This is a genomic window from Falsiroseomonas algicola (assembly GCF_011040385.1).
GTDB lineage: Bacteria > Pseudomonadota > Alphaproteobacteria > Acetobacterales > Acetobacteraceae > Falsiroseomonas > Falsiroseomonas algicola.
The window spans coordinates 23,050-49,268 of record NZ_JAAIKB010000021.1 but is presented as its reverse complement, the minus strand read 5'-3'; the positions used below and the strand labels follow the sequence as shown (position 1 = coordinate 49,268).

The following is a 26,219-nucleotide window of genomic DNA, read 5'->3' as shown; positions in this document are numbered from 1 at the left end:
CCTGGCACCAAACGATTCCCACCCGATTCTAAAATTTCTAAACCCGTAGTATCCCATCTTCTCAACCCCTTAGAGACGGTCCAGGGCCGGTTCGGCCCTGGCGGGAGGGGTATGGGGAGGGCAGCGCCCTCCCCATGCACTACGCCCCCACAAACTCCCCCTTCCGCATCAGCGGTTCCACGCCTCCCGTCTTCGTCACCCCGTCGATGTCGATCTCGCCGCTCCCGATCATCCAGTCGATATGGATCAGCGACGCGTTGGCCCCCCGCTCGGCCAGCACCTCCATCGGCACCCCTGCGCTGTCCCGCAGGCAGGTCGTATAGGCCTGGCCGAGGGCGATATGGCTCGCGGCGTTCTCGTCGAACAGCGTGTTGCGGAACAGCAGGCCGGATGCGCTGATGGGCGAGGAATGCGGCACCAGCGCCACTTCGCCGAGGCGCGGGGCGCCTTCATCCGTCTCCAGCACCTTGTGCAGCACGTTCTCGCCTTTCGCCGCGTGGGCTTCGACGATGCGGCCGCCTTCGAAGCGCACCTGGATCTCGTCGATCAGCGTGCCCTGGTAGGCGAGTGGCTTGGTCGATCGCACGGTGCCTTCCACGCGCAGCTTGTGCGGCGTGGTGAAGACTTCCTCGGTCGGGATGTTGGGGTTGCAGACGATCCCGTTCTTGGCGGGCTCCGCGCCCCCGGCCCAGAGGTGCCCGTCCGCCAGCCCGATCACCAGGTCCGTGCCAGGCCCGCGGTAGCGCAGCTCGGCGTAGTCTTTCCCGTTCAGGAAGGCCGTGCGGGCGTGCAGCGTCGCGTTGTGCGCCGCCCAGCCCGCCACCGGGTCGTCCTGGTCCACCCGGCAGGCCATGAAGATGGCGTCCCAGAGCTTCGCCACCGCCTCATGTTCCGGCAGGCCCGGGAAGACCTCCCGCGCCCAGCCGGGGGTGGAGGCCGGGACCAGGTTCCAGTTGATGGCGAAGCTGGTGATGAGTTCCAGCGCCGGGCGATAGGCGATGCTCCGTGCCCGGTTGGCGCGGGCCACCTTGGCCGGGTCCTGCCCCGCCAGCAGGGTCGGGTCCTCGCCCACCACCGCCAGCCGCGCCGCGCCGCCGCGGAAGGCCGCCGCCATGCCCTCGAACAGCCAGCCGGGCGCCGTGTCGAAGGCGTCGTCGGCTGCGTGGCGGTAGCGGGCCAGCGCCACCTCGTCATCGCCGATCAGCGGCGTCACCAGCGTGGCGCCGGCCTGGTAGGCATGGGCCGCGATGCGGCGGACCAGGGGCAGCGCCTCCACCGGCGCCGTCATCACCACTTCCTGGCCCGGCCGCAGATTGAGGCCGACCCGCACGGCCAGCGCCGCCAGCTTGTCGAGCCGCGTCTCAAACAGGGTCGGGTGGGCTGCGTCGTCAGGCATGGTCGTTCCGTTCTCTAGCTGCGGATGGTGGCCGGCGCGGCGGCCGGCGTGCGGGTCAGGCGGCGGATCACGGCGACCACCTCGGGCTGGTCCCAGGCGGCCTCGCCCGTCAGGCGCCCCACCTCCAGCCCCCGCCGGTCGAGGATCAGGGTGGTGGGCAGCACCCGCACCTCCAGCGCGCGCCCCGTGGCGCCGCGGGGGTCGAGCCAGATGCCGAGGTGCCGGAGCCCCGTGCGCTGGTAGAAGGGCTCCACCTGCGCCCGCCCGCCGCGATCGTTGGACAGGGCCAGCACCTCGATCCCGTCCCGGGCGACCATGGCGTGGAGGCGGTCCAGCGCCGGCATCTCCGCCACGCAGGGCGGGCACCAGGTGGCCCAGAAATTCACCACGAGGCCCTTGCCCCGGAAGGCGTCGAAGCCCGTCACGCGGCCCTCGGCATCGGTGAAGGTCAGGCCTTCGGGCAGGGGGCGGCCTTCCGGCGTCTCCCGCAGCCGGGACAGGCCATGGTCCCCGCCCGCGACCGGTGTTAGGGAAGGCGCCGCGCCCGCTTGGCGCGCCAGCCCTGCCGCGAGTAGGGTCGGCACCCCGGCCAGGATGGCCCGGCGATCCCTCGAAAACCTTCGCACCGAAAGAGACTCCTCCGTGACCGAACCGCGTGCCAGCAATGATCTCTGGGGTGGCCGCTACGCCGAGGGCCCCTCTGCCATCATGCGGGAGATCAATGCCAGCATCGGCTTCGATCGCAAGATGTGGCGGCAGGACATTTCGGGCAGCCTCGCCCACGCGAAGATGCTGGCCCATGTGGGGATCATCAGCGCGGAGGACGAGGCCGCCATCCGCGAAGGCCTGGCCGCCATCGGGAAGGACATCGAGGAAGGGCGCTTCCCCTTCAGCGAATCCCTCGAAGACATACACATGAACATCGAGGCAAGGCTGACGGAGCGGATCGGGGAGGCCGGCAAGCGCCTCCACACCGGCCGCAGCCGGAACGACCAGGTGGCGCTCGATGTCCGCCTCTGGGTGCGCGACGCGATCGATGGGCTGGACGCCCAGATCGCCGCCGTGATGCGGGAGATGGTGGCGCGGGCCGCGGAGCATGCCGGCACGGTGATGCCCGGCTTCACCCACCTCCAGCCCGCCCAGCCCACCACCTTCGGCCACCACCTGCTGGCCTATGTGGAGATGCTGTCGCGGGACCGCGGCCGCCTCGCCGATTGCCGCAAGCGGCTGAATGAAAGCCCCCTCGGCGCCGCGGCCCTCTGCGGCACCGGCTTCCCGATCGACCGGCACATGACGGCGAAGGCGCTCGGCTTCGATGGCCCCACGCGCAACAGCCTGGACAGCGTGGCGTCGCGCGACTTCGCCGCCGAGTTCCTCTTCGCCTGCGCCATGTGCGCCACGCATCTCTCCCGCCTGGCGGAGGAGATCGTGATCTGGACCAACCCCTATTTCGGCTTCATCAAGCTGTCGGACGCCTTCACCACCGGCAGCTCCATCATGCCGCAGAAGCGCAACCCGGATGCGGCGGAGCTGGTGCGCGGCAAGACCGGGCGCATCACTGGCTCGCTGGTCGGGCTGCTGACCGTGATGAAGGGCCTGGCGCTGACCTATTTCAAGGACATGCAGGAGGACAAGGAAGGCATCTTCGACGCCGCGGAGAGCCTGACCCTCGGCCTCGCCGCCATCGGCGGCATGGTGCGCGACATGCAGCCCCAGGTGGAACGCCTGGCGGAGGCCGCGGGCGCCGGCTTCTCCACCGCGACGGATCTGGCGGACTGGCTGGTGCGGGAGCTCCGCTTCCCCTTCCGCGACGCCCACCACGTCACGGGCCGCCTGGTCGCGCTGGCGGAACAGAAGGGCGTTGACCTCGCGGGCCTCACGCTCGAGGACATGCAATTCGTCGAGCCCCGCATCCACCAGGGGGTGTTCGACGTTCTGACGGTCCAGGCCTCGGTCGCGTCGCGGACCAGCTACGGCGGCACGGCGCCGGCGAATGTCGCGCGCATGGCGCGGGAATGGCAGGAGAAGCTCGGATGAGGCGGTTGGCGGGGTGCCTGGCAGTCCTGATGCTCGCCGTCACGCTGTCCGCCTGCGGCCGCGCCGGCTCCATCCGCCCGCCCGGGCCGCCGGACCAGGTGACGCATCCCCGCGCCTATCCGAGCCGGTGATTTTCGTCTACCTAAGCTATTGTCCATGTCAACGAACAACACATCGCCCGGTGCCGAGACGGACCTCGCCGCGAGGCGGGGTTACCATCACGGCAACCTGAAGGAGTCCCTGCTGGAGGCCGCGCGGCGCCTGGTGGCGGAGCGCGGCCCGAACGGCTTCACCCTGGCGGAGGCCGCGCGCCTCGCCGGCGTCTCCCCCTCCGCCCCCTATCGCCACTTCAAGGACAAGGAAGCGCTGCTGCAGGAACTGGCGCAGCGCGGCTATGCGGAGTTCGGCGCCCGGATGCGCGCCGCGGGGGCGGAAGGCGGGCTCGCCGCCATGGGCCCCACCTATCTCCGCTTCGCGCGGGAAGAACCCGGCTATTACAGCGTGATGTTCGCCTGGCGCCTGCCCAAGGAAGGGGAGGTGGATACCAGCAACAGCTTCACCGCCCTCGTCGCCGCCATCGCCCGGGCCGTGCCGGAAGGGGCGGGCAGGGACCATGCGCGCCTGCTCGGCCTGCAGGTCTGGGCCATGTCCCATGGCGTGGCCGGGCTGGAGCGCGCGGGCTGGCCGCACCCGTCCTCCGGCGTGCCAACGCCGGAGAAGGTGCTGGGCATGGCGGTCGAGGCCCTGATCCGACCCCGCTGACCATCGATTCTGCTTGACCCAGGCTCCGCCACCTCGCTATGTAAATGTCATCAACATTCACATCGAGGAGCCGATGACCCCCGCCACCGCCTTTCCGGGCTTCCCGCCCGCCACCGCCGATCGCCCCTGGCGCCAGCGCTTCTTCCTGCGTGGCTGGCGGCTGCCCGTGATGATCGCGGGCTTCATCGCCTGGTGGCCGATCGGCCTTTTCCTCCTCGCCCTCTTCGGAGTCCTGCACGCCATGCCCTGTTCTGCCCGTTTCGCCCTCCGCTCCCGCCTGCGGGACCGCATGCCGGCCGCCCTGGCCGGCACCTCCGGCAACTCCGCCTTCGACGAACACCGCGCCAGCGTCCTGCGGCGGCTGGAGGAGGAGCGCCGGGCGCTCGATGCCCAGCAGGCCGAATTCGCGGCCTTCATGGACCAGCTCCGGCGCGCCCGGGACCGCGAGGAGTTCGAGCGTTTCATGCAGGCGCGTGACGCCCGCGTGTAACGGACGCAGGGTGGCGGCTTGGCGGAACGGCCCCGCCACCCCAATACTGAGGGGATGGCCGCTCTCCCCGCACTCGCCCCCGCTTCCCATGGCGCCGGCGAAGATCCGACCTTTGCCGAGCTGCTGGCGCTGCGCCCGCACCTCACCATGGACCCCTCGGCGGGGCTGATGATGGAGGGCGTGCCGCTGGCCGCCATCGCCCGCGCGCATGGCACGCCGAGCTGGGTCTATTCCGCCGGCACGCTGCGCCGCCGCCTCGGCCTGTTGCAGGGCGCGCTGGATGAGGCCCGGGCGGATGCCCAGGTGCATTTCGCGGTGAAGGCCAACCCCAACCTCGCTGTGCTGCGCACCCTGGCCGAAGCCGGGGCCGGCGCCGATGTGGTGAGCGAGGGCGAACTCCGCTTGGCCCGCGCTGCCGGCATCGCCGCCGACCACATCGTCTTCTCCGGCGTCGGCAAGACGCTGGCGGAAATCCGCTACGCCCTGGCCGAGGGCATCCAGCAGATCAACGCCGAATCGGCGGAGGAGGTGGAGATGATCTCCGCCATCGCCACCGCCATGGGAGTCGAGGCGCCGGTCGCGCTGCGCGTGAACCCCGACGTGGACGCCAAGACCCACGCCAAGATCACGACCGGCAAGTCGGAGAACAAGTTCGGCATCGCCATCGGCGACGCCCCCGCCCTCTATGCCCGCATGGCGTCATTGCCCGGCATCCGTCCCGTCGGCGTCGCGGTGCATATCGGCAGCCAGATCACCGCCGGCGTCTCCGCCTATCGCATCGCCTATGGCCACCTGGCCGACCTGGTCCGGTCCTTGCGCGCCCAGGGCCTGACGGTGGAGCGCGTGGATTGCGGCGGCGGCCTCGGCATCCCCTATCGCGACGAACCGCCGCCTTCCCCGGCCGCGCTGGCCGGCGCCATCGCCTCCACCCTCGGCAATCTCGGCGTCGAGCTGATGGTGGAGCCGGGTCGCTGGATCTCCGGCCCCGCCGGCGTGCTGCTCGCCTCCGTCATCCTCCAGAAGATGGGGGCGGAGCGCCGCTTCGTGGTGGTGGACGCCGCGATGAACGACTTGATCCGCCCCGCCATGTATGACGCCTGGCATGGCATCGTCCCCGTCTCCCCCACCGACTACGTGGCGCCGATCGCCCCCTGCGACGTCGTGGGCCCGATCTGCGAGACGGGGGACACCTTCACCAGAAATCGTGGCCTTCCGGGTTTCGATCCGGGTAGCCTCGTCGCGTTCCTGGATGCGGGGGCCTATGGCGCGTCGATGAGCAGCACCTACAACAGCCGGCCCCTCGCGGCCGAGATCCTGGTGGATGGCGACCGCTTCGCGGTGGTGCGGGAGCGGCAGACGCAGGAGGCCCTGCTGGCCGGCCAGTCGCTGCCTTCCTGGATGACGGGCCCCTCGCCGACGAGCCCGGCGTGACGGGGCGGGACCCGCTCGCCGCTCTCCCCCGACGCCGCGCCCTGGCGCGGCTGGCCCTGGCCTGGGAAAGGCTCTGGCCCGCGCTCTGGCCGCCGCTCGGCGTGCTGGGGCTGTTCCTGACCATCTCGCTGCTCGGCCTGCCGCTGCTGCTGCCGAACTGGGCGAGGCCTGTCCTGGCCGTCCTCTTCGGCCTGGCCTTCGCCTTCGCCGCCTGGCGCGGCTTCCGCGCCTGGTCCCTCCCGGTGGAGGAGGAGGCGGATCGCCGCCTCGAACGCGCCTCCGGCCTGCCGCACCGGCCGCTGGCCGCGCTCGCCGACAAGCCCGCGGGCGGGGATGCGCTGGCGCTGGCGGTGTGGGAAGCGCATCGCCGCCGCGCGGCGGCCTCCATCAGCCGGCTGCGGGTCGGCATCCCGCGCCCGGGCCTCGCCGCCCGCGATCCCATCGCGCTGCGCTGCGCACTCGGCGTCGCGCTGCTCGCCTCCCTCTTCGTGGCGGGGCCGGAGGCGCCGGAGCGGCTGCGCCGCGCCGTGGTGCCGGGCTTCGCGGTGGCCGCGGCAACGCCGGCGCTGCGCGTCGAGGCCTGGGTGACGCCGCCCGCCTATACCGGCGCCGCGCCCCTGTTCCTCGACCCCGCCGGCGGTGCCGTGACCGTGCCGCAGGGCAGCCGCCTGCAGGTCGCGCTCTCCGGCGGCAGCGGTGGCGCGCCGGAACTGCAGCTCGGCACCGAAGCCACGCCCTTCCGCGCCCTCGATGGGCGGTCCTGGGGCGTGGAGGCGCAGCTGGACCAGGGCGCCCGCCTGGTGATCCGGCGCGATGGCTTCGAGGTCGCGGGCTGGACCCTGACGGTGCAGGCGGACCAGCCGCCGACCGCCAGCTTCGCGGAACCGCCCGCCCGCGCCGCGCGCGGCCTGGCGCTGCGCCTGTCCTGGCGCACCGATGACGATTGGGGCGTCGCCAGCCTGCATGCCGAGATGCGGCTCAAGCCCCGTCCCCAGGCGCCGGCCCATGTGATCGAGATCGGTCTGCCCGGCGGCCAGCCCCGCAGCGCCCGCGGCATCGCGGGGCCCGACCTCTCCGCCCATCCCTGGGCGGGGCTGGAGGTGGAGATGGTGCTGGTGGCGCGCGACGGCGCCGGCCAGGAAGGGCGGTCGGAGGTCGCGACGCTGACGCTGCCGGAGCGCAGCTTCACCCACCCCGTCGCCCAGGCGCTGATCGCGCTGCGCAAATCGCTCTCGCTCGATCCCACCAGGCGCGTGGAGGCGCGGCAGGAGCTGGATCGCATCGCCGCCGCGCCCGATGCCTTCGAGCACGACACCACCACCTACCTCGCGCTGCGCAGCGCCCGCCACCGCCTGGTGCGGGACCGCCGCCCCGATGCGGTGGGGGAGGCGCAGGAGATTCTGTGGGAGACGGCCCTCGCGCTGGAGGAAGGCCGCGCCGAGCGCACCGCCCGCGCGCTGGAACAGGCCCGCGCCGCCCTGCGTGAGGCGCTGGACCAGGCGGCGCGGGAGCAGCAGGAGAACCGCGAGCAGAACGCCGAGCAGCGCGCCGAGACCGAACGCCGCATCCAGGAACTCCGCGACGCCATCCGCCGCCACCTGGAAGCCCTCGCGGAACGCCTGCAGCGGGAGAATGCGGAGGCCATGCCCTTCGACCCGCAGAACCGCATGATGGACCGGCGCGAACTCGACCGCCGCATGGAGCGGATGCGGGAGGCGAACCGGGAGAACCGCCCGCAGGATGCGCAGCGCGAGTTGGCGGAGCTCGAGGAACAGCTCCGCGCGCTGGAGGAAGGCCGCACGCCCCGCAACGAGGCCGAGCAGCGCCAGCGCCAGCAGCGCGAACGCGGCCAGCAGCAGATGGGCGTGGTGCAGGACATGGTCCGGCGCCAGACGGAGATGATGGATAGCGGCCACCGCCGGGCGGAGGCGGAGACGCAGCGGCGGGAGGCCGAGCGCCGCGCCCAGCAGCTGCAGAACCGCGCCCCCTGGTCCCGCCCCAACCCGCAGCAGGAGGAACAGGCCCAGGCCCAGCGGAACGAGGCCGAGCAGGCCGCCCGCACCGAGGCCGGGCGGGAGGCCCGCACCCAGCGCGCGCTGCGCCGGGCGCTGGGCGAGGTGATGCAGCAATTCGGCGACCTGACCGGGGAGGTGCCGCCGCAGCTCGGCCGCGCCGACCAGGCGATGCGGGAGGCGCAGGAGGCGCTGACCGAGGGCCGCGACGCCCGCACCCCCCAGCAGACCGCCATCCGCGAACTCCAGGAAGGCAGCCGCCAGATGGCGCAGCAGATGCAGCGCCAGTTCGGCCAGGGCCAGGAGGGCGAGGAGGAAGGCGAGGGCGAAGGCGAGATGATGGGGGAGGGCCAGGGCGGGGGTCAGGGCCAGGACCAGGCGCAGGACCAGGGGCCGGGCCGCGATCCGCTTGGCCGCCGCACGCGCGAAGCCCCCGGCGCCCAGGACAATGGCAGCGATACCCGCGTGCCGGATGAGGCCGAGCTGCTCCGCACCCGCCGCATCCAGGAGGAACTGCGGAAGCGCGGCGCCGAACGCGGCCGGCCGCAGGAGGAGCTGGACTATATCGACCGCCTGCTGAAGCGCTTCTGATGGCGGCCAAAGTCATCGCTGTCGCGAAGGACTCCACGCATCGCTTCTCCAAGCATCCCGTCCCCGCCATCACCCTGCTGGCGGGGCTCGGCGTGGAGGGTGATGCGCATGCGGGGGTGACGGTGAAGCACCGGTCCCGCGTGGCGAAGGACCCGACCGTCCCCAACCTCCGCCAGGTCCATCTGATGCAGGCGGAGCTGTTCGACGAACTCGCCGACGCAGGCTTCGCCGTCGCGCCCGCCGCGATGGGGGAGAACGTCACCACGCGCGGCATCGACCTGCTGGCGCTCTCCACCGGCACGCGGCTGCGCCTGGGCGGGGCGGCAATCGTGGAGGTGACGGGGCTGCGCAACCCCTGCCGCCAGATCGATGCCTTCCAGCCCGGGCTGATGCAGGCGGTGCTGGGACGGGACGCGCAGGGCGGCCTGGTCCGCAAGGCCGGCGTGATGGCGGTGGTGCTGCAGGGCGGCCCGGTGGCGGCCGGCGATGTCGTCTCGGTGGAATGGCAACCATCCCGGTTCCACCCTCTCGCACCCGTGTAGGCCGCCAGGCCGTTCCGGCCCTATCCCATCGCAGCCGTGATCGCCTGCCCCCTCCCATTGGGTGAAGGCGCCGCGCAGGATATCGCCTTGGCGGAAAGAGTCCCCGGCCGGATACCCGGGGCTCCACGCGGCATCGTCGCCGCGCTCCGCGGGAGACGTGCATGGGTGGCTGGCGTGACGACCCCGCGATGGAGGACGACGATCCGCCCCGCATCTCGACCGGCAGCAGCGGGCTCGACGACATCCTCGGCGGCGGCTTCGATCCCGATCGCGTCTACCTGGTCGAAGGCCGCCCCGGCGCGGGCAAGACGACGCTCGCGTTGCAGTTCCTGCTGGAAGGCGCGCGGAACGGGGAGACCACGCTCTACATCTCCCTCTCGGAGACGGAGCGCGAGCTGCGGCTGGTCGCCAAGCGCCATGGCTGGTCGCTCCGCGGCGTGGAGATCTTCGAACTCGTGCCGCCCGAAGCCAGCCTCGACCCCGATCGGGAGCTGACGGTCTTCCACCCCGCGGAGGTGGAACTCAGCGAGACGACGCGCCTGATCTTCGACAAGGTGGAGGCCATCAACCCGAAGCGCGTCGTCTTCGACAGCCTGTCGGAACTGCGGATGCTGGCGCAGAACTCGCTGCGCTACCGCCGGCAGATCCTGGCGGTGAAGCATTTCTTCGCCACGCGTGCCTGCACCGTGCTGATGCTGGACGACCTGTCGAGCGGCAAGGACGACCTGCAGCTGCATTCCATCGCGCATGGCGTCATCATGCTGGAGCAGGTGGCAATCGATTACGGCGGGGACCGGCGCCGGCTGCGCGTGATGAAGATGCGTGGCATCCCCTTCCGCGGCGGCTACCACGACTTCACCATCCGTCGCGGCGGGCTTGCCATCCATCCGCGCCTGGTGGCGGCGGAACACCACGCCACCTTCAGCAGCGCGCCGACGCCATCCGGCATCCCGGCGCTGGATGCGATGCTGGGCGGCGGGCTTGAACGCGGCACCAACGCGCTGCTGCTGGGCGCAGCGGGCGTCGGCAAGTCGTCCCTCGCCCTCGCCTACGTCGCGGCGGCGGCGAAGCGCGGCGAACACGCCGTGTTCTACGCCTTCGATGAGGGCCTGGGCACCATCCTGGAACGCGCCGCGTCGCTCGGCACGCCGCTCCAGCCCTACATCGCCTCCGGTCTCGTCCACCTCCAGCAGGTGGACCCGGCGGAACTGGCGCCGGGCGAATTCGCCGCCCTGGTGCGCCACGCGGTGGAGGTGGACCATGCCCGTGTCATCGTCATCGACAGCCTGAACGGCTATCTCAGCGCCATGCCGGATGAGCGCTTCCTCGTCCTGCAGATGCATGAATTGCTGAGCTACCTCGCGCAGCTCGGCGTGCTGACGATCCTCGTGCTGGCGCAGCACGGCCTGATCGGGCCGTCCCACAGCGCGGTCGACCTCAGCTACCTCTCCGATTCCGTGCTGATGCTGCGCTACTTCGAATTCCAGGGGCAGGTGCGGCGCGCGCTGTCGGTGGTGAAGAAGCGCAGCAGCGCGCATGAGACGTCGATCCGGGAGTTCCGGCTTGGCGCGCAGGGGCTGCGCATCGGGCCGCCGCTGCGCGAATTCAGCGGCATCTTCACCGGCGTCCCCACCTATGCCGGCCCCCCCGACCCGTTGCTGCATGATGATGACCCCAGGCTCTGACGGGCACGCCTGGACCGTCCTTGTTCTGGCGCCTACCGGCCGCGATGGCGCAGCCACGGCCGAACTGTTCCGCCGTGCCGGGCTGCAGACTCGGCAATGCGGCGATCTGCCGGCCCTGGTCGCCGGGTTGGAGGAAGGCGCGGACGCCGCCTTCGTGGCGGAGGAGGCGCTGTTCAACGCGAAGACGGACGCGCTGGTCGCCTGGGTGCGCCGCCAGCCGCCCTGGTCCGACCTGCCCTTCGTCGTGCTGACCAGCCATCGCGAACAGCCCGCCGTCGTCGCCGGCCGGGCGCGCATGGTCGCGGCGTTGCGGAACGTGTCCCTGCTCGAACGCCCGGTGCAGGCGATCACGCTGACCAGCACCATCCAGGCCGCGCTGCGCGCCCGCCGCCGCCAGTACGAGCTGCGTGCCCACCTGGCGGAGCAGGCCCGCACGGCGCGGGAGCTGGAAGGGCTGGTCGCGGACCGGACGCGGGCGCTGGAGGAGGCGAATGCCGCGCTCCGCCACCAGATCGCTGAGCGGGAGCGCATCGCGGAATCGCTGCGCCACGCCCAGAAGATCGAGGCGATGGGCCAGCTGACCGGCGGCGTCGCGCATGACTTCAACAACCTGCTGATGGTGATCTCCGGCGGGCTCGACATGCTGGAACGCCAGGGGGACCCCAAGCGCCGCCGCCTGCTGATGGACGGCATGCGCCAGGCCGCCGCCCGCGGCGCGGGGCTGACGCGCCAACTCCTCGCCTTCTCCCGCCGCCAGGCGCTGCAACCCGAACCCGTCGATCTCCGCCGCCACATCGGCGGCATGCGCGAACTGCTCGACCGCAGCCTGCGCGGCGACGTGCATGTCGCGCTGGACTTCCCGCCCAGCCTCTGGCCCGTGGAGCTCGACCCCGGGGAGCTGGAACTCTCCATCCTGAACCTGTCGGTGAATGCGCGGGACGCCATGCCGGGCGGCGGCACCATCACCATCCGGGCGGAGAATGTCGCGGGGCTGGAGGAGCCGGAGTTGCGCGGCGACGCGGTGCGGCTGTCCGTCATCGACAGCGGCACCGGCATGTCGCCCGATGTCGTGGCCCGGGTCTTCGAGCCCTTCTTCACCACCAAGGACATCGGCAAGGGATCGGGGCTCGGCCTGGCGCAGGTCTATGGCTTCGCGCGGCAATCCGGCGGCGCGGTGCGGATCGACACGGCGCTCGGGCAGGGCACCACCATCTCCCTCCTGCTGCCGCGATCCCATCGCCGCCCCGCGGATGACCATGGGGGCGGCATGGCGGAGGCGCCGGCCGAACAACTGGCCGGCCATGTCCTGCTGGTGGAGGATGACGACGAGGTCGCGGCGCTGGTGCAGGAGATGCTGGCGCAGATCGGCTTCACCGTGACGCGGGCGGCCAGCGCGGCCGCGGCGCTCGGCGCGCTGGCGGACCACCGGAAGATCGACCTGGTGTTCAGCGACGTGATGATGCCGGGCGGCATGAACGGCGTGGAACTGGCGCGGGAAGTGCGCCGCCGCCGCCCCCGCCTGCCCGTGCTGCTGACCACCGCCTATGCCGCCGCCGCCAAGCGGGATGCGGAGGCGGAGGGCATCGGCCTGCTCCCCAAGCCCTACCGTATCGAGGCGCTCGCCGCCGCAACGCGCGCCGTGCTGGGGGATGAGGCGGCGCGCCGCGCGGGATAGGGGTCAGCCCTTCCCCGGCCAGACCCCCGGCCGCACCGCCGCCGCCGCCAGCAGGCCATAGGCGGTGACGCCGAGCGCCACGGCGATGAACTGCCCCTCCAGCCCCAGCGAGCGTTCCAGCAGCCAGCCGCCGCCCACCGCGATGGCGATGCGGGCCAGCCCCGCTGCCGCCGGCCAGCGCATGCGCCCCGCGCCCATGGCGGCGAAGTAGAAGGCCATGCCCATGCCGAAGCCCGGCAGCGCCGGCCCGATGATCGCCAGCGCCTGCGTCGCCAGCGCCACCACGGCCGGGTCGCTGGCGAAGGCGCCGGCGACCGCGCCCGGGAAGATCGCCACCAGCAGCCCCGCCGGCCCCGTGACGGCCAGCGCCAGCAGCGCGCCCGTCCAGGCGATGCGCCGCGCCTCCGCCCAGTCGCCGGCGCCGACCGCGCGCCCGACCAGCGCCGTCAGCGCCGACCCCACGCCGAAGGCCAGCGGGATCATCAGGAATTCCAGCCGGGCGGAGACGCCATAGGCCGCCACGGCCTCCGGCCCATAGTCGCGGATGCGCGCCGTCACCAGGATGGTCGTCAGATTGGCGACGGAGGCCAGCAGGCTCGCCACCAGCCCGACCGAGAGGATGCGCCAGAACAGCGCGCCCTGGATCGGCACGCGGAAGGTCGGCTGGAACCCCGCGCCGCCCCGCAGCACCACCACGCCCTGGCCGATCGTCGCGGCCAGCATGGCCAGCGCATAGGCAAGGCCCGCCCCCGCCAGCCCCATCCCCAGCGGCTCCGCCAGCAGCCAGGCGAGCGGCGGATAGGCGAGGGAGGTCACCAGCATCACCCGCGCCGCCACCGCATGCCGCCCGCCGCCCCGCAGGACGGAGGCCAAGGTATTCGCCAGCCAGGCCGGCACCGCGCCAAGCCCGAAGAGCCAGATGCTATAGCCGGCAGCGGCCTCCGCCGCCGTGGCGCCGCCGACCAGCCCGAGCACCGCGCGGGGGAAGCCGGCCAGCGCGATGGCGAAGAGGAGCCCCGCCGCCACCGCGATCAGCACGGCATGCAGCACCAGCGCCGCCGCTTCCTCGGGCCGCCTGGCGCCCAGCGCGCGGGCGACGGCGGAGGCGACGCCGCCGCCCATGGCGCCCGCCGACATCATCTGCATCAGCAGCGCGAAGGGCAGCACCACGGCCCAGCCCGCCAGCGCCGCCGTGCCCTGCCGCGCGGCCAGCCAGGTCTCGAACAACTGCCCGCCCGCCTGCACCGCGGCCAGCAGCGTGGTCGGCGCGGCCAGGGCCAGGATGCGGCGCATGCGCCCGGCGGTCACGGCTGGGCCAGACCGGAAGCGGTTGGTGCGGCAGGCATCGCGATACCTCGGTCAGGGTTCAGGCGTCGGCGGGCAGGGAGGCGGCGAGGCGATTCCGCGCCGCTTCCAGGATGCGCTCGGACAGCGCCGGGTCATCGACGGCGCGCGCCAGCGTCATCGCCCCGATCATCGTCGCGACCACGGCCAGCGCCTCCTCCTCCGCTGTCGCGGAGGCCGGCGCCAGCATCGCGGCGACGTTGCCCGCCATCAGCCGCAGCCCCTCCGTGAAGCGGGCACGCACGCTGGCCGGCTGGCGCGGCACCTCGCTGCCCATGGCGGCGAAGGGGCACCCCGTGCCGGGGGCGTCGCGATGCCGCGGCGAGAGGTAGCTCTCGACGAAGGCCCGCAGCGCGCCGGTGCCGGGACTCGCCTGGCCGAGCTTCGCACCGCCGCTGCCGGCCATGGCCAGGGCAACCGCCTCCGCCGCCAGCGCCTCCTTCGACCCGAACTGGCTGTAGAGGCTGCCATGGGTCATGCCCGCGGCCTCCCCCAGCGCATCGACGCCGACGCCATGGAGGCCGCGTTCGCGGAACAGCCGCGCCGCGGCCTCCAGGATCCGCGCCCGGTTCTCCGCCGCCTGCTCCCGGGACACCCGCATCGCCAGCCCTCCATCGCCCGCTTGACAGCAATAATAGCGATCGCAATCTTAACGTCAATGATGGCAACCGCTATCAAAAACGGCGCGATGGCGCCCCGGAGATCCCGATGAACCAGAAAGCCCAGGGCATGACCGCCCTCGTCACCGGCGCCTCCACCGGCATCGGTGCCCTCTATGCCGACCGCCTGGCGCGGCGCGGCCATGACCTCATCCTCGTCGCCCGCGACCAGGCGCGGCTCGATGCCGTGGCCGCGCGGCTGCGGGCGGAGACGGGCAGGGCGGTGGAGGTGCTGCCGGCCGACCTCGCCGATGACGGCGCCCTGCGCGGGCTGGAGGCGCGGCTGCGCGAGGATGCACGCATCGGCGTGCTCGTGAACAATGCCGGCATGGCCGTCGCCGCGCCGCTGCTGGCCGCCGATCCGGGCCGGCTGGAGGCGATGGTCCGGCTCAACGTCGTGGCCGCGATGCGGCTCGCCGTCGCGGCCGCCCAGGCCTTCGCGCCGCGGGGCGAAGGCACGATCATCAACATCGCCAGCGTGCTCGCCCTGGTGCCGGAGATGTTCAACGGCGCCTATTCCGGCACCAAGGCCTTCGTCCTGAACCTGACCCAGGCCCTGCAGGCGGAACTCGCGGGCAGGGGCGTGCGCGTGCAGGCCGTGCTGCCCGGTGCCACCCGCACCGAGATCTGGGACCGCGCCGGCACCGCCCTCTCGGCCCTGCCCGCCCAAATGCTGATGGAGGCGGCGGAGATGGTGGATGCGGCCCTGGCCGGGCTCGACCTGGGCGAGGCCGTGACGCTGCCCGCCCTGCCGGACCTCGCGCAGTGGGAGGCCTTCCAGGCCGCCCGCGCGGCGATGGGCCCGAACCTGTCGCTGAACCACCCCGCGGCGCGGTATCGCGGCGCGGCGTAGTTCTCAGCGTCCGGCCTGGCGCGCCACCGCGGCGCCCAGCATCTCGCCGAGGCAGGCCTCGCCGAGCGCGGCGCCGGGCGCGGTGCCCTGGCGCGACCAGGCCTCCATGATGGCGTAGCGGCGGAAGACCGGCACGGGCATGCCGCGCACGGCGCCGCCGAGTGCCTCCACATAGCGCCGATAGGTCGGCTCCTGCGCCGATCCCGCGTGATAGGCCAGGTCCACCAGCACCAGGTCGGACTGCTGCGCCGCCAGCCATTCGGCGACGCGGCGGATGGTCAGGCCGAACTTGGCGGGATCGGTCATGGACAGCGCATCGGCCATGCCGGTGCGCCAGACCACCAGCGCGGGCTCCGTCTCCGTCGCCGCCCGGCGCACGCGCTCCGCCGAATCCTTCGCCAGCATGCCGGTGGTCGGGATGATCTGGATGCGCACCTCCCGCCCCGGCAAGCGGTCCTGCAGGGCCTGCGCCAGGCTCTGCGCGAAGGGGCTTTCCTGCCCGCCGGCCCGCGCCCCGCCCATGCCGACCAGCAGGATGTCCACGGCCTGCCCGGCGCCCAATGCGGCGGCCAGTCGCGGCAGCCCGGCGCCGAGATCGGCCTCCGGCACCGGTCCCGGGCAGGCGCCCGCCCGTGCGGTGCCTGGCGTCCAGGCCAGCGCCCCTGCCAGGAACCCTGCCAGCAGCAGGGTCGGGATCATCCGTCGCATCACGCCCCCTCCGTCGCGGCGCCTTCCGCCAGCTTCGGCCGTGCCGGCGCCTTGCGGCCGCGATCCATCCAGGCCAGCGTCGCCGCCAGCGCCACCTGGATCGCGATGCCACCCAGCACCAGCGCCATCTCCAGCGCCACCCCCGCCTCCCACACGAAGCGGGCGACCTGCGCGCCGATCGCCAGCACCGACCCCGCGCAGAAGACCGGCAGCGCGTTCCTCCCCAGCATCACCAGCACGCCCCGCCGGTCCAGCGCCGCCAGCGCTTCCGCCACCGGCAGCCGTGCCAGCACCAGGGCGAGGGCCAGCGCATGCAGCAGCCGCGGCAGGGTCAGCCAGGTCTTGTCCAGCCCGTAGAGGAACCAGGGCAGCGGCAGCACCGGCCAGACCAACTCCTCGTCCAGGCTGATGACCAGGGTCACCAGCAGGTAGCCCACCGCCAGCGCCAGCAGCGTGTTGGACCGCGGGACCACCGGCAGGCCGCGCGCCATCCGCGTGCCGATGACGAGCCCGATGACGAAGAGGAACTGCCAGGCCAGCGGGTTGAAGAACCAGCCATCCTCGTTCGGATAATGCGGCAGGTTGAGGTTCCAGTGGTTCGCCACCGCCCAGACCAGGCCCGAGGCCAGCAGCAGCGCCCGCGGCCGCGCCGCCGCCAGCGGCAGCAGCGCCGGCAGCAGCAGCAGGAACACGATATAGAGGGGCAGGATGTTCAGGTAGCCGGGCTGGTGCCCCAGCAGCACCACGCCGACCAGCGCCGCCGCCGTGTCGTCGAAGACCGGGCCGAGATTGACCCAGCCCAGCAGCCGCGGGTCGCCCTGCGCGCTGGCGGCATGCGCGACGATGGCGCAGGCCAGCAGCACGGTCAGCAGATGCGCGGCATAGAGGTCGAAGGCCCGCCGCCAGGCCTGCGCCGTCACCGCGACGCCGCCCCCCGCATCGAGGCGCTTCAGGAACACCAGCCCCGCGGCGATGCCCGCCATCAGCACGAAGCCCTCCGCGGCATCGGAGAAGCCATAGGCGGCCGTGGTGAAGGCGGTCAGCGGATTGTCGGGGATGTGGTTGACGAAGATCATCACCAGGGCGAGGCCCCGGAACAGATCGATCCGCCATTCGCGCTGCATGGTGCCACCTGCCCTGGGCCCTGAGGCCAGCCGCGTCCCGCGCGGGCAGATGGACGTTCTGTAATCTGTATTCAAGACGCACGGGAACGGGAAAGGGGGGCCTTTCGGCCCCCCTCGGTTCAGCCCGTCTGCTGGATGGCGGAAAGGCGCCAGGCCTCGCCGGGGAAGCGGACGAAGGTCCAGAGCTCCGTCGCCGTCTCGCGGTTGGTGGGGTGACCCTCCACCACCTTGCCGGTCGCGTCGCGCGTGACATCGACCAGGGAGAAGCGCATCGCGACCGTCGCGTAGTGCTGGCCGTTCTCCTCCCAGGCCTCGCTGAGGTCGCCGGCTTCCAGGCGCACGTCGCTGCTGGTGTTGGTCCAGCCACGGGCGCGGAGGTCCGACAGGTCCTGCGCGAAGTAGTTGGTCATCTCCGGCGTGGAGAGCCGGCGCAGCGCCTCCAGATCCTGGCGGGACCAGGCGGCGTTCACGTCCAGCAGCGCCTGGCCGAAGGTCTCGAAATCGGCCGGCGTGACCTGGATGGGGCGGGTGGCGACGGCGGCGGCGCCGCCGGCCATCGCACCCATGCCCATGCCGGTGTTCATCGGACGGCGGCCGTCACCGGCGCCGTTCATGTCCCGCGCATAGCCCTGCGGCCCCGCGGCCACGGCCGGGCGCCGCGCGCCCCGCACCAGGCGCATCACCAGGAACACGAGGCCCGCGATCAGCGCGACCTGCAGCAGCAGGCCGATGAAGCTCGCGAAGCCGGCCATGCCGCCGAACAGGCCGGAGCCCGAGAGCAGGCCGAAGAGGCCGGCGCCCAGCAGGCCGCCCATCAGCCCCGCCATCATCGGGTTGCGGCTGAAGAAGCTGCCCTGCGCGGCGGCCGGCACGCCGGGGCGCGCGGCCGCAGCGGCCGGGTTCGCGGCCTGGCTCGGCGGCTGCTGGGTACGCTGCATCTGCTGCGCGCTGCCGGGCGCGGTCTGGGTGCTCGGCGGCGCGGAATAGGTCTGGCTGCCCCGGCTGCCCGAGGAGGAGCGCCCGCCCGGTCGCGCCTCGGCCAGAGCCGGGCCGAGGGCAAGTGTCACCACGGCAAGGGCGGTCATAAGGCGTGCGGTGCGTCGCATGGGGGGGTCGAATCCTCCGGCTTTGGGTTTCCGATCGGTAATATAGGAAGGGTCCTGCAGAATTGCGAATGCCCCTTTTCTCGGAAGTTGTCGCGCGCCACCCTGTCGCCCTCGTAAGGACAGGGGATCAGCGAATGGCGCGACGGACATGGATGCTGGGGGTGGCCGCGGCCGCCCTGCTGGGCGGTCAGGCCCTGGCGCAGGGAACGCCGTCCTCGCCCGGCCGCGTCTTCCGCATGGCCACCAGCGTGGACGCCGCGACACTCGACCCCCACGCCACCAACGCGCTGTTCACCTTCCTCGTCGTCCACCAGGTCTATGAGGGCCTGACCCATCGCGGCGACGACCTCAAGGTCCAGCCCGGCCTGGCCTCCCGCTGGGAACAGGTCGAACCCACCCGCTGGCGCTTCCACCTGCGGGATGGCGTGAAGTTCGCGGGCGGCGAGGCCTTCGACTCCGACGACGTCGTCTTCAGCATCCAGCGCGCTTTGGCGCCCACCTCCAACTACGGCATCTTCGTCGATACGGTGGCGGAGGCCGTGGCCGTCGATCGCCTGACGGTCGACATCGTCACCCGCGTGCCGGACCCCGTCATCCCCGACAAGCTGACGCGGGTGATGATGATGGATCGCGGCTGGGCGGAGACCCACCGCGCCACCGTGCCGCAGAACTTCGCGCAGCGGGAGGAGACCTTCACCGTCCGCAACGCCAACGGCACCGGTCCCTTCGTGATCCGGTCGCGGGAGGCCGAGCAGCGCACCGTCATGGTCCGCAACCCCGCCTGGTGGGGCACCGCCGCCGGCGTGGCGCCGCGGGGCAACGTGACGGAATACCACCACATCACGCTCACCTCCGACGCCACCCGCATGGCCGCGCTGCTGTCGGGGGAGGTGGACATGGTCCATGTCGTCCCCGTGCAGGACGTGGCGCGCATCCAGCGCGACCCGCGGCTCCGCATCCTGGAGGGACAGGAGAACCGGACCGTCTGGCTCGGCCTGCGGCAGGATGTGGAGGAGCTGGCCGGCAGCGACGTGCGCGGCCGCAACCCCTTCAAGGACCTCCGCGTCCGCCAGGCCATCGCCCATGCGCTGGACCTCGATGCGCTGCGGCGGACGACGCTGCGCGGCCAGGGCGTGCCGACGGGCAGCATGTGGACGCAGTTCGTGAATGGCTGGTCGCAGGACGCCGATCGGCGCCTGCCCTTCGACCTGGCGCGCTCCCGCGCCCTGCTGGCCGAAGCCGGCTACCCCAACGGCTTCACCGTCCCCTTCGAATGCCCCGTCGGCACCTATGACGAGGCCTGCCAGGCGGTGGCGGGCATGCTGGCCCGCGTCGGCATCCGCGCGCAGCTGACGATCCAGCCCAACGCGGTCTTCAGCCAGCGCATCCGGCGGCAGGAGCCGATGATGTATGCCCTGTCCTGGGGCGTGCCGACCTTCGATGCCAGCTACACGCTGCGCGCCATCATGGCCTCCCGCAGCGTGGGTGGCGCGGCCACCTGGAATGGCGGCGGCTACAGCAACCAGGCCTTCGACGCGCTGATCCCGCGCATCGACCAGGAAGGCGACCCGGAGGCCCGCCGCGCCCTGATCCGGGAGGCGCATGCCATCCACAACGCCGATCTCGGCCACATCCCGATGTACCACATGATGATCCCCTGGGCGCATCGTGCGGGCGTCGCGGTGACGCACCGCGCGGACAACCAGGTGCAGGTGCGGGAGATCCGCGTGGATTGATACCAGCGGACCGGTCTCTTGACCGGTCCGAGCGCCCGAATGGGCGCCGCGGCCTATGCGTCACGCCGTAGGCGTGCCTCCGGCACGACGCGTCTGAGGGGGGCCTGAGCGGTCACGCGAAAGGGCCGTTGCTATGAGCGGCTCAGCCCTCGCGCCCGGCTTCCGGGCGCGGGGAAGCCTGGGGTGGAGCCAGCAGGGCCACGGCCTCCCCCCGCCGCGTGATCACCACCGTCTCGCCTTGCGCCACCAGGTCGAGCAGCAGGGCCAGTCGCATCTCGGCCTCATAGGCGGTCACGCGGGTTTCTCGGCTCATGCAGGCCAACCTACTCGGAACAGGCGTTGGAACCGTTTCGGTCCGTTTCGTCTAGCCAGCCCCTCCGTATAGCAGCGTCACGCGATCCGTCAGCCCCATCCCGTCCCATCGCGCGGCGCTGTCGCCGGGCAGCCGGCGCGCCACGCGGGCCTGCTGCGCGGGTGTGAGTTCCGACCAGAAGCGCGACAGCCAGGGCTGCTGGCGCAGCAGCGCCTGGGTGCGGGTGGCCGGGTCCGGGGCGGGGACGGGATCGGGTTCCGGGAACCACGGCGCCGGATCGGCCTCCGGCGCCTGCATCGCCACCGGCTCGGGTTCGGGCACGGGTGGCGGCGGGGCAGGGGCGGGGAGGGGCGCCGGCGGCGGGCGGAAGCGCTCGGGCTCGAAGACCCGGTCCAGCAGGTCGATCCGTCTCAGCCGGTCATCGACGCCCTGCGCCGCCTCGCAGGCCGGCAGCAGGGCCAGCAACACCAGGGTCCATCGCATGGCGCCGAAACGGTGGCGCCATGCGCGGGATGCCGGCGTCGCGCGACGGTGATCAGGCCCCCGCCAGCGTCAGCCCCTCGATCCGCAAGGTCGGTGCATCCGTGCCGCGGCGGAACACCAGGTCGTTCGCCGCCGTCAGGTTCAGGAAGATGTCCTTGAGGTTGCCCGCGATGGTGATCTCGCTCACCGGCTCCGCCAGCGCGCCGTCGCGGATCATGAAGCCCGCCGCGCCGCGGCTGTAGTCGCCCGTCACGCCATTCACGCCCATGCCGATGAGGTCGGTGACGTAGAGGCCTTCACGGATGTCCGCCATCAGCGCCGCCGGCGTCAGCGCGCCCGGCTCCAGCCAGAGGTTGGAGGGCGCCGGCCCCGGCAGCCCGCCCGTCCCCCGGCTGGCATGGCCGGTGGACTCAAGGCCCAACTGCCGCGCGCTGCGCCAATCCATGATCCAGGTGTTCAGCACCCCATCCTCGACGATGGCGCGCGGCGTGCCCGCCATGCCTTCGCCGTCGAAGGGGCGGGACCGCAGGCCGCGCCGCCGCAGCGGGTCGTCCTTCACCGTCAGCCCCTTGGCCAGCACCTGGGTGCCGACGCGCCCCGCCAGGAAGCTCGTCCCCCGCGCCACCGCCGCCCCGTTGATGGCGCCCAGCAGATGGCCAAGGATGGAGGACGACACGCGCGGGTCGAACACCACGGGGATGCGCGCCGTCTTTGCCCGCACCGGGTTCAGCCGTGCGATCGCCCGCTCCGCCGCCCTGCGTCCGATCGCCGCGGGATCGTCGAGGTCCTCCAGGTGGACGACCGACGAGAAATCGTAGTCGCGCTCCATCCCCGTCCCGCTGCCCGCCAGCGCGGTGCAGGAGATGCTGTGGGAGGACCGGGAATAGGCCCCGGCGAAGCCCGCGCTGGTGGCGAGGGCGATGCGCACGCGCCCCCAGCTGGCATCCGCGCCCTCGCTGTTGGTCACGCCCTGCACCGCCAGCGCCGTCTCCTCCGCCGCCGCCGCGCGTTCGATCAGCTGCTCGGCCGTCGGCTCGCTGGGATCGTCGAGGTCGAGCGGCCCGGCATCCCGCGGCGCGTCGAAGCGGTCGGCGAGGCCCCCGAACGGGTCCTCCGGCACGACCTTCGCCATCGCCACCGCGCGCTCCGCCAGCGCCGCGAAGCCGCGCGGATCGGCGACGGTCGAGGAGACGATCGCCTGCCGCCTGCCCAGGAACACGCGCAGCCCGAGGTCGAAGCCCTCCGACCGCTCCAGCTGCTCGATCTTGCCGAGGCGGCGCGCGACGGAGAGCGAGGCATTGCTGACCAGCAGCGCATCCGCGCTGTCGGCGCCCGCCCGCTTCGCCGCCGCGACGAGGTCCGCGAGCACGTCCAGATTGTTCATGCCGCCAGCCGCTCCCGGATCGCCGCCAGCCCCGGCACCTTCGTCGCCGGGCCGAGCGCCGTCAGCGTCGGCGCGCCGCGGAACATGCGTGCCGCGGCTTCCTGCACCTGCTCCACCGTCACGGCGGCGATGCGGGCCTTGGTCTCCTCCACCGGGATGATGCGGCCATGCACCTGCAGCTGCCGCGCCAGCTGTTCGCAGCGGCTGCCGGTGCTTTCCAGCGACATCAGGAGAGAGGCGCGAAGCTGCGCCTTGGCGCGGTTCAGCTCATCCTCCGTCACGTCGCGCTGCACCTTGAGCAACTCCGCCAAGGTCACTGGCACCAGCTCCTCCGCCTGGTCCTCGCCGGTGCCGGCATAGACCGCGAAGACGCCATGGTCCTGGAAGGGGGAGGCGAAGGAGTAGATGGAATAGACGAGGCCGCGCTTCTCCCGGATCTCCTGGAACAGCCGGGACGACATGCCGCCGCCCAGCAGCGTGGAGAGCAGTTGCGTCGCCGTGTGCAGCTTGTCGGTCGCCGAGACGGAGGGGAAGCCCAGCACCAGATGCACCTGGTCGAGGTCCCGTTCCTCCCGGAACTCGCCGCCGGTGTAGATCGAGGGCTCCGCCGACGCCTCCGCCGCCTCCGGCAGGTCGGCGAAGTGCTTGCCGACGAGGTCCAGCAGCGCCTCGTGCTCCAGCGCGCCGGCGGCGGCCACCACCATGCGGCTCGGCCCGTAATGGCGGCGCATATAGCCCGTCAGCGCGTCGCGCGTCATGGCGGAGACGGTCTCCTCCGTCCCCAGCACCGGCCGCCCCATCGCCTGCGCGGCATAGGCGGTGGACTGGAAATGGTCGAAGACGATGTCGTCCGGCGTGTCGTTGGCCTGGCCGATCTCCTGCAGGATCACGCCGCGCTCGCGCTCCAGCTCCTCCGGCACGAAGGAGGAATGGCTGAGGATGTCGCCCAGGATGTCGGCCGCCAGCCCCACATCCTCCTTCAGCACCTTGGCGTAGTAGGCGGTGTTCTCGCGGGAGGTGTAGGCGTTCAGGTGGCCGCCGACATTCTCGATCTCCCGCGCGATGGCCGCCGCATCCCGGCGCTCCGTGCCCTTGAAGGCCATGTGCTCGAGGAAGTGGGAGACGCCGTTCTCCGGCGCCGCCTCATGCCGCGTGCCGGCATTGACATAGGCGCCGATGGAGACGGTCTCCACCCGCGGCATGCGCTCCGAGACGACGGTCAGGCCGTTCGGCAGGCGGGTCAGGCGGATGGCGTCGTTGGTCGCGTCAGACATGGGTGTCGTTGTCCTTGCGCCCGGTGCCGGGCGATGCGTCGTGGAACGGCTCAGGCGGTGTTCCGGCGCGCATGGGCGCGCACGAAGGCCTCCACCTGGGCGAGGTCATTGGGCAGGCGCGTGAAACGCTCCGGCCGGTCATACAGATCGGAGAGGCGCGGCGGCAGCGGCGCCTCCACCCCCGTCGCCTGGCGCACCGCATCCGGAAACTTCGCGGGATGCGCGGTGGCGGCGACGATCACCGGGATGGCGGGATCGCTCGGCGGCACATGCATCGCGGCCGCGATGCCGATCGCGGTATGCGGGTCCGCGAGATACCCCTGGCCATGCAGCCTGGTGATTTCCTCGAGAGTCCCCGGATCATCCAGCGCGAAGCCACGGAAGACCTGGCAGGCGCTCCGCCACGCGCCATCGGGCACGGGCATCCGCCCCTCCGCCCGGAAGCGCCGCATCGTCTCCGCCGTCGCCTTCGCATCCCGCCCCAGCAGCTCGAACAGCAGCCGCTCGAAATTGGAGCTGACCTGGATGTCCATGGACGGGCTGTGGGAGGGCTCGACCGCCCGCGCCGACATGTCGTTGCCTGTGATCCAGCGCACCAGGATGTCGTTGCGGTTCGACCCCACGATGAGCTGCGCAATCGGCAGCCCCATCCGCCGCGCCGCCCAGGCCGCCAGCACATTGCCGAAATTGCCCGTCGGCACGGCGAAGGCCACTTCCCGGTCCGGCGCGCCCAGCGCGAGCGCGGAGGCGACGTAGTAGGGGATCTGCAGGGCGATCCGCGCCCAGTTGATGGAATTGACGGCGGACAGCCGCATCTCGCCGCGGAACCCGGCATCGGCGAACATCGCCTTCACCAGATCCTGGCAATCGTCGAAGGACCCGTCCACCGCGACATTGGCGACGTTGTCCGCCATCACCGTGGTCATCTGCCGGCGCTGCACCGCGCTGGTCCTTCCCTCGGGATGCAGGATGACGATGTCGATGGCGCTGCGATCCCGGCAGGCCTCGATCGCCGCCGAACCCGTGTCGCCGCTCGTCGCGCCGACGATCGTCACCCGCTCCCCACGCCTGGTCAGCACATGGTCGAAGAGCGGCCCCAGCGCCTGCATCGCCATGTCCTTGAAGGCGAGCGTCGGGCCGTGGAACAGCTCCAGCGCGAAGGTCCGATGGTCGATCTGCACCAGCGGCGCCACCGCGGGGGTGGAGAAGGAGGCATAGGCCTTCTCCAGCATCGGGCGCAGCGTCGCCTCATCCGGCTGCCCGCCGGTGAACAGCGACAGGATGCGCGCCGCCAGCTGCGGATAGGGCAGGCCCCGCAGCGCACGCCACTGCGCGCTGGTCAGCACCGGCCAGGTCTCGGGAACGAACAGGCCCCCATCCTCGGCCAGCCCGGCCAGGAGAACGCCTTCGAAGTCGCGGGGCGGAGCCTCGCCACGGGTGGAGATGTAGCGCATGGCGCGCAACCTAGTGCGGCGGGGGGCTCCGGGCGAGGGGAGGGGCGGGGAAAACGGGGAGGGCGCTGCCCTCCCCGGACCCCACCCGCCAGGCCCGAGACGGGCCTGGACCGTCATCAGGTTGGAATTACTCGACAAACCGGGCGGCACGCACATTGCAGAACCCAAGGCGAAACCGCGGGAAACCACCTGATGCGCGCGCTGCTTGCCCTGTTGCTGGTCATTCCGGGCCTGGCCCATGCCCAATCCGGGCCCGCCATCCGCATGATCGTCCCCTTCGCCCCCGGCGGCGCGTCCGACGTCACGGCAAGGATCGTGGCACCACCCCTCTCCGCCGCCCTCGGCCGGACCATCGTGGTGGAGAACCGCCCCGGCGCCGGCGGCATGCTGGGGGCGGAGGCGATGGCCAGGGCCGCGCCCGACGGCAACACCATCGGGATCTCCAACACCTCCCCCCACGGGATCGTGCCGCTGGCCGCCGCCAACCCGCCCTACGACAGCGACCGCGACTTCACCCACATGGCCATGGTGGCGGAGACGCCGACCGTGCTGCTGGTGCCGGCCGCCAGCCCCTACCGGAGCCTCGCGGATTTCCTGGCCGCCGCGAAATCCCGCGCCCAGGGCCTGAGCTTCGCCTCCACCGGCGTCGGATCGCTCCAGCACCTGCAAGGGGAGATGCTGGGCAGCCTGACCGGCGCCCGCCTGGTCCATGTCCCCTATCGCGGCACCGGCCCCGCTTTGCAGGACCTGATCGGCGGCACGGTGGACAGCCTGCTGACGCCACTCGCCGGAACCACCGGCGCCATCACCGGCGGCCAGGCAAGGGCGCTGGCCGTCTCCTCCACGGACGCCTTCGCCCCCCTGCCGGGCGTGCCGACCTACGCCTCCCTCGGCTTCCCGGCCCTCTCCGCCACCAGTTGGACCGGCGTCTCCGGCCCCCGCGGCATGGACCCGGCCTTCGTCGCGCGGGTCAACGCCGCCGTGGCGCGCATCGTGACGGAGGCCGACACCGTGCAGCGCCTGGAAGCCGCCGGCCTCTACCCGCCGGCCCGCGCCCTGACGGCGGCGGAATTCCAGGCGGTGGTGGCGGATTTCGCGCGGGTCTGGGCGCCGGTGGTGAAGGCGGCGGGGGTGCAGCAGAATTGAGCGGAGGAGCCCCG

24 protein-coding genes are annotated in these 26,219 nt (G+C 72.2%); 12 read left to right on the top strand and 12 right to left on the bottom strand.

The window, feature by feature from the left end:
* Nucleotides 1-139: 139 nt before the first annotated feature.
* Both G3576_RS28275 and G3576_RS28270 read right to left on the bottom strand, forming a co-directional pair.
* Nucleotides 140-1,396 carry an aminopeptidase gene (locus G3576_RS28275; protein ID WP_164697844.1) on the bottom strand — a complete coding sequence of 419 codons (1,257 nt, stop codon included), beginning with the start codon at nt 1,394-1,396 and terminating at the stop codon, nt 140-142.
* Nucleotides 1,397-1,410: 14 nt separating this feature from the next.
* The gene (locus tag G3576_RS28270) at nt 1,411-2,022 is read right to left on the bottom strand and encodes a TlpA disulfide reductase family protein (RefSeq protein ID WP_328730017.1); all 612 of its coding nucleotides are present in this window, start codon (nt 2,020-2,022) and stop codon (nt 1,411-1,413) included.
* Between G3576_RS28270 and argH the strand changes: the two genes are divergently transcribed.
* The 9 genes from argH (at nt 1,991) to G3576_RS32665 (ending at nt 12,621) form a co-directional block, all read left to right on the top strand.
* Nucleotides 1,991-3,433: an argininosuccinate lyase gene (argH, locus tag G3576_RS28265; RefSeq protein ID WP_164697843.1), complete on the top strand. Its 1,443-nt coding sequence runs from the start codon at nt 1,991-1,993 to the stop codon at nt 3,431-3,433. The genes G3576_RS28270 and argH overlap by 32 nt on opposite strands.
* Complete coding sequence (locus G3576_RS32435) at nt 3,430-3,564, top strand: lipoprotein (protein ID WP_268888597.1); 135 nt, start codon at nt 3,430-3,432, stop codon at nt 3,562-3,564. Before argH ends, G3576_RS32435 begins: the two co-directional genes overlap by 4 nt.
* Before the next feature lie 25 nt (nt 3,565-3,589).
* Nucleotides 3,590-4,195, top strand: a complete 606-nt coding sequence (locus tag G3576_RS28260) for a TetR/AcrR family transcriptional regulator (RefSeq protein WP_164697842.1) — start codon at nt 3,590-3,592, stop codon at nt 4,193-4,195.
* Nucleotides 4,196-4,268: 73 nt separating this feature from the next.
* A complete protein-coding gene (locus G3576_RS28255; RefSeq protein ID WP_164697841.1) occupies nt 4,269-4,685 on the top strand; it encodes a DUF2852 domain-containing protein in 417 nt (138 codons plus the stop codon).
* A 54-nt stretch (nt 4,686-4,739) separates the two neighbouring features.
* The gene (gene lysA, locus G3576_RS28250; protein ID WP_164697840.1) at nt 4,740-6,116 is read left to right on the top strand and encodes a diaminopimelate decarboxylase; all 1,377 of its coding nucleotides are present in this window, start codon (nt 4,740-4,742) and stop codon (nt 6,114-6,116) included.
* Complete coding sequence (locus tag G3576_RS28245) at nt 6,113-8,719, top strand: TIGR02302 family protein (protein ID WP_164697839.1); 2,607 nt, start codon at nt 6,113-6,115, stop codon at nt 8,717-8,719. The genes lysA and G3576_RS28245 overlap by 4 nt, the downstream gene beginning before the upstream one ends.
* Nucleotides 8,719-9,261 (top strand): MOSC domain-containing protein, encoded by a 543-nt coding sequence (locus G3576_RS28240; RefSeq protein ID WP_164697838.1) that lies wholly within the window; start codon nt 8,719-8,721, stop codon nt 9,259-9,261. The genes G3576_RS28245 and G3576_RS28240 overlap by 1 nt, the downstream gene beginning before the upstream one ends.
* 161 nt (nt 9,262-9,422) lie before the next feature.
* Nucleotides 9,423-10,946, top strand: coding sequence for an ATPase domain-containing protein (locus tag G3576_RS28235; RefSeq protein WP_164697837.1), 1,524 nt, complete (start codon nt 9,423-9,425; stop codon nt 10,944-10,946).
* Complete coding sequence (locus G3576_RS32665; protein ID WP_207623084.1) at nt 10,924-12,621, top strand: response regulator; 1,698 nt, start codon at nt 10,924-10,926, stop codon at nt 12,619-12,621. Before G3576_RS28235 ends, G3576_RS32665 begins: the two co-directional genes overlap by 23 nt.
* A gap of 3 nt (nt 12,622-12,624) precedes the next feature.
* Here G3576_RS32665 and G3576_RS28225 read toward each other — a convergent pair whose 3' ends face one another.
* Complete coding sequence (locus tag G3576_RS28225; RefSeq protein ID WP_164697836.1) at nt 12,625-13,914, bottom strand: MATE family efflux transporter; 1,290 nt, start codon at nt 13,912-13,914, stop codon at nt 12,625-12,627.
* Between the two features lie 73 nt (nt 13,915-13,987).
* The gene (locus tag G3576_RS28220) at nt 13,988-14,566 is read right to left on the bottom strand and encodes a TetR/AcrR family transcriptional regulator (RefSeq protein WP_164697835.1); all 579 of its coding nucleotides are present in this window, start codon (nt 14,564-14,566) and stop codon (nt 13,988-13,990) included.
* A gap of 107 nt (nt 14,567-14,673) precedes the next feature.
* On the opposite strand from G3576_RS28220, the gene G3576_RS28215 reads away from it, so the two are divergent.
* On the top strand, nt 14,674-15,477 hold the full coding sequence (locus G3576_RS28215; RefSeq protein ID WP_164697834.1) for an SDR family NAD(P)-dependent oxidoreductase: 804 nt from the start codon (nt 14,674-14,676) through the stop codon (nt 15,475-15,477).
* A 3-nt stretch (nt 15,478-15,480) separates the two neighbouring features.
* On the opposite strand, the gene G3576_RS28210 is transcribed toward G3576_RS28215, so the two are convergent.
* From G3576_RS28210 to G3576_RS28200, 3 genes are all read right to left on the bottom strand, one after another.
* Nucleotides 15,481-16,185, bottom strand: a complete 705-nt coding sequence (locus G3576_RS28210; RefSeq protein WP_164697833.1) for a hypothetical protein — start codon at nt 16,183-16,185, stop codon at nt 15,481-15,483.
* Complete coding sequence (locus G3576_RS28205) at nt 16,185-17,309, bottom strand: OpgC family protein (RefSeq protein ID WP_164697832.1); 1,125 nt, start codon at nt 17,307-17,309, stop codon at nt 16,185-16,187. The genes G3576_RS28210 and G3576_RS28205 overlap by 1 nt, the downstream gene beginning before the upstream one ends.
* 119 nt (nt 17,310-17,428) lie before the next feature.
* Nucleotides 17,429-18,415 (bottom strand): Tim44 domain-containing protein, encoded by a 987-nt coding sequence (locus G3576_RS28200; RefSeq protein WP_164697831.1) that lies wholly within the window; start codon nt 18,413-18,415, stop codon nt 17,429-17,431.
* Between the two features lie 134 nt (nt 18,416-18,549).
* Between G3576_RS28200 and G3576_RS28195 the strand changes: the two genes are divergently transcribed.
* Nucleotides 18,550-20,151, top strand: coding sequence for an ABC transporter substrate-binding protein (locus G3576_RS28195; protein ID WP_235952503.1), 1,602 nt, complete (start codon nt 18,550-18,552; stop codon nt 20,149-20,151).
* Between the two features lie 142 nt (nt 20,152-20,293).
* On the opposite strand, the gene G3576_RS28190 is transcribed toward G3576_RS28195, so the two are convergent.
* Genes G3576_RS28190 through thrC form a run of 5 tightly spaced genes read right to left on the bottom strand, consistent with a single transcriptional unit; the run spans nt 20,294 to nt 25,059 of the window.
* Nucleotides 20,294-20,464 (bottom strand): type II toxin-antitoxin system Phd/YefM family antitoxin, encoded by a 171-nt coding sequence (locus tag G3576_RS28190; RefSeq protein ID WP_164697830.1) that lies wholly within the window; start codon nt 20,462-20,464, stop codon nt 20,294-20,296.
* A 51-nt stretch (nt 20,465-20,515) separates the two neighbouring features.
* On the bottom strand, nt 20,516-20,947 hold the full coding sequence (locus G3576_RS32430; protein WP_164697829.1) for a hypothetical protein: 432 nt from the start codon (nt 20,945-20,947) through the stop codon (nt 20,516-20,518).
* 52 nt (nt 20,948-20,999) lie between these two features.
* Nucleotides 21,000-22,331, bottom strand: coding sequence for a TldD/PmbA family protein (locus tag G3576_RS28180; protein ID WP_164697828.1), 1,332 nt, complete (start codon nt 22,329-22,331; stop codon nt 21,000-21,002).
* Nucleotides 22,328-23,605 carry a M16 family metallopeptidase gene (locus G3576_RS28175; protein WP_164697827.1) on the bottom strand — a complete coding sequence of 426 codons (1,278 nt, stop codon included), beginning with the start codon at nt 23,603-23,605 and terminating at the stop codon, nt 22,328-22,330. Before G3576_RS28175 ends, G3576_RS28180 begins: the two co-directional genes overlap by 4 nt.
* A 50-nt stretch (nt 23,606-23,655) precedes the next feature.
* On the bottom strand, nt 23,656-25,059 hold the full coding sequence (gene thrC / locus G3576_RS28170) for a threonine synthase (protein WP_164697826.1): 1,404 nt from the start codon (nt 25,057-25,059) through the stop codon (nt 23,656-23,658).
* A gap of 192 nt (nt 25,060-25,251) precedes the next feature.
* Here thrC and G3576_RS28165 point away from each other — a divergent pair, with 192 nt between their 5' ends.
* Entirely contained in the window at nt 25,252-26,205 is a 954-nt protein-coding gene (locus G3576_RS28165; protein ID WP_164697825.1) for a Bug family tripartite tricarboxylate transporter substrate binding protein, read from the top strand.
* The last annotated feature ends 14 nt before the right edge of the window (nt 26,206-26,219 follow it).

Bases quoted from the DNA above. Each gene is read 5' to 3' on its own strand.
- G3576_RS28225 (WP_164697836.1), bottom strand. From the start codon at position 13,914: ATGCGCCGCATCCTGGCCCTGGCCGCGCCGACCACGCTGCTGGCCGCG.
- G3576_RS28200 (WP_164697831.1), bottom strand. From the start codon at position 18,415: ATGCGACGCACCGCACGCCTTATGACCGCCCTTGCCGTGGTGACACTT.
- G3576_RS28165 (WP_164697825.1), top strand. From the start codon at position 25,252: ATGCGCGCGCTGCTTGCCCTGTTGCTGGTCATTCCGGGCCTGGCCCAT.
- G3576_RS28275 (WP_164697844.1), bottom strand. From the start codon at position 1,396: ATGCCTGACGACGCAGCCCACCCGACCCTGTTTGAGACGCGGCTCGAC.
- G3576_RS28255 (WP_164697841.1), top strand. From the start codon at position 4,269: ATGACCCCCGCCACCGCCTTTCCGGGCTTCCCGCCCGCCACCGCCGAT.
- thrC (WP_164697826.1), bottom strand. From the start codon at position 25,059: ATGCGCTACATCTCCACCCGTGGCGAGGCTCCGCCCCGCGACTTCGAA.
- G3576_RS28175 (WP_164697827.1), bottom strand. From the start codon at position 23,605: ATGTCTGACGCGACCAACGACGCCATCCGCCTGACCCGCCTGCCGAAC.
- G3576_RS28180 (WP_164697828.1), bottom strand. From the start codon at position 22,331: ATGAACAATCTGGACGTGCTCGCGGACCTCGTCGCGGCGGCGAAGCGG.
- G3576_RS28190 (WP_164697830.1), bottom strand. From the start codon at position 20,464: ATGAGCCGAGAAACCCGCGTGACCGCCTATGAGGCCGAGATGCGACTG.
- G3576_RS28210 (WP_164697833.1), bottom strand. From the start codon at position 16,185: ATGCGACGGATGATCCCGACCCTGCTGCTGGCAGGGTTCCTGGCAGGG.
- G3576_RS28195 (WP_235952503.1), top strand. From the start codon at position 18,550: ATGGCGCGACGGACATGGATGCTGGGGGTGGCCGCGGCCGCCCTGCTG.
- argH (WP_164697843.1), top strand. From the start codon at position 1,991: ATGGCCCGGCGATCCCTCGAAAACCTTCGCACCGAAAGAGACTCCTCC.
- G3576_RS28205 (WP_164697832.1), bottom strand. From the start codon at position 17,309: ATGCAGCGCGAATGGCGGATCGATCTGTTCCGGGGCCTCGCCCTGGTG.
- G3576_RS28235 (WP_164697837.1), top strand. From the start codon at position 9,423: ATGGGTGGCTGGCGTGACGACCCCGCGATGGAGGACGACGATCCGCCC.
- G3576_RS28215 (WP_164697834.1), top strand. From the start codon at position 14,674: ATGAACCAGAAAGCCCAGGGCATGACCGCCCTCGTCACCGGCGCCTCC.
- lysA (WP_164697840.1), top strand. From the start codon at position 4,740: ATGGCCGCTCTCCCCGCACTCGCCCCCGCTTCCCATGGCGCCGGCGAA.
- G3576_RS32430 (WP_164697829.1), bottom strand. From the start codon at position 20,947: ATGCGATGGACCCTGGTGTTGCTGGCCCTGCTGCCGGCCTGCGAGGCG.
- G3576_RS28260 (WP_164697842.1), top strand. From the start codon at position 3,590: ATGTCAACGAACAACACATCGCCCGGTGCCGAGACGGACCTCGCCGCG.
- G3576_RS32435 (WP_268888597.1), top strand. From the start codon at position 3,430: ATGAGGCGGTTGGCGGGGTGCCTGGCAGTCCTGATGCTCGCCGTCACG.
- G3576_RS28220 (WP_164697835.1), bottom strand. From the start codon at position 14,566: ATGCGGGTGTCCCGGGAGCAGGCGGCGGAGAACCGGGCGCGGATCCTG.
- G3576_RS28240 (WP_164697838.1), top strand. From the start codon at position 8,719: ATGGCGGCCAAAGTCATCGCTGTCGCGAAGGACTCCACGCATCGCTTC.
- G3576_RS32665 (WP_207623084.1), top strand. From the start codon at position 10,924: ATGATGATGACCCCAGGCTCTGACGGGCACGCCTGGACCGTCCTTGTT.